The 1,968-nt window shown below is 42.6% G+C and carries 1 protein-coding gene and 1 pseudogene; both read left to right on the forward strand.

Annotated elements, in window-relative coordinates; genetic code table 11:
* The coding region (gene cphA / locus AC6F75_RS08780) for a cyanophycin synthetase (RefSeq protein WP_500714632.1) at positions 1-1,800 on the forward strand (1,800 nt) is incomplete at its 5' end.
* An 88-nt stretch (positions 1,801-1,888) separates the two neighbouring features.
* Positions 1,889-1,968, forward strand: a pseudogene (locus tag AC6F75_RS08785) (thioredoxin); the annotation flags it as partial.

Below are 1,968 nucleotides of genomic sequence, written 5' to 3' on the forward strand. Positions count from 1 at the left end.
AAAGAAGTGTCTCGTTCTGTTATAGTGGAACGTTTTATTACCGGTGAAGATTACAGGATACTTGTTATAAACCATAGACTTGTCGCTGCTGCGAAAAGAACCCCGGCACACGTTGTTGGTGACGGCAAATCCACATTACAAGAACTCATCGATAAAGTAAACAGCGACCCCAGACGCGGTTATGGGCATGAAAAAGTACTCACCCAAATCACTGTAAACGATTTAACCAAAAGCATCATCGCTTCTTATGGATATACCCTGGAGACTGTTCCTAAAGAAGGCGAGCGGGTAATCCTTAAAGATACGGCAAACCTTAGCACCGGTGGTACTTCAGAAGATGTAACTGATATTGTCCATCCCGCCAATATATTTATGGCAGAACGCATTTCAAAAATCATCGATCTGGATATTTGCGGTATAGATGTGATGACCACAGACATCAGCAAACCCTTGGAAGAAACCGGTGGAGCAGTGATTGAAGTCAACGCCGGACCGGGCTTTAGAATGCACCTGGCTCCTTCAGAAGGGCTTCCGCGAAATGTGGCAGCTGATGTGATTGATATGTTGTTTCCGCCGGGGTCAACGGCAAGAATTCCCATAGTGGCTGTTACCGGAACAAATGGTAAAACAACCACCACACGACTCATTGCCCATATGGCAAAAATGAAAGGTTTTAAAGTGGGTTATACCACCAGTGATGGTGTTTACATCCAAAACCGGATGCTAATGAAAGGCGACTGTACCGGCCCTGCCAGTTCAGAATTTGTATTGAAAGATCCAACCGTCAATTTTGCCGTACTTGAATGTGCCCGTGGCGGATTGCTGCGGGCAGGTTTGGGTTTTCATAATTGTGATATTGGCATTGTTACAAACGTAGCCGCAGACCATTTAGGTTTAAAAGGCATCCATACCATAGAGCAACTGGCTAAAGTAAAAGGCGTTGTTCCCGAAACTGTTCACAAAGACGGTTATGCCATTTTAAATGCCGATGACGAATTGGTTTATGCCATGCGAAAAAGTGTTGAGTGCAATGTAGCGCTGTTCTCTATGGATGAAAATAATCCGCATATTAAATCTATGACCAAAGTGGGTGGGATTTCAGCCGTATATGAAAACGGCTTCATCACCATTTGTCGCGGCGACTGGAAATTAAGGGTCATCAAAGCCGTGAATGTGCCATTGACCTTTGGAGGGAAGGCTACTTTTATGATTCAAAACGTGTTGCCGGCAGTTCTAACGGCTTACCTAAGAGGCTTCAGCATTGAAGATATCAAAGTGTCTTTGGAAACGTTTATTCCCTCCCCGGGCCAAACCCCCGGTAGATTGAACCTGTTCAATTTTGAAAACTTCCAGGTGTTGTTGGATTATGCACATAATCCCGCAGGGTTGAGAGCACTAAAGGATATGATAGAAAAAATGGAGGCCACCGAGAAAATAGGCATCATTGCCGGTGTTGGGGACAGGAGAGAAGAAGACACCAAGGAGCTGGGTGCAGTTGCCGCTGAAATGTTTGATGAAATCATTATCAGGCAAGACAAACACCTGAGAGGTAGATCAGAAAATGAAATCATCAAAATGCTTGATGAAGGGATTAAAACTGCCGGACTTAACAAAAAGACAACCATAATACCTTCAGAAAAAGAGGCCATAACTTACGCCATCAAAAATGCTAAAAAAGGGTCTTTGATTGTGATTTGCAGCGATGTGATTCCCGAAGCATTAAATCTGGTAACGAAGTTTAAGGAAGAAGAAGCCAATAGACTGTTTAAGTTTTCAACAGATGAGATACCTAATAGATGATTAATTGGTATAAAAGGGTCAAAATTTTCTTAAAAATCACCACGTTTCAGCATAAATACTATATTTGTAGTACTAAATGGTCAGTACTATGTCAAAATTTGGCGAATTGATTAATGCCCGGGTTCCTGTTTTACTGGATTTTTATACAGAATGGAACGAGCAATCCTC

The sequence above is a fragment of the Planktosalinus sp. genome (genome assembly GCF_059864935.1).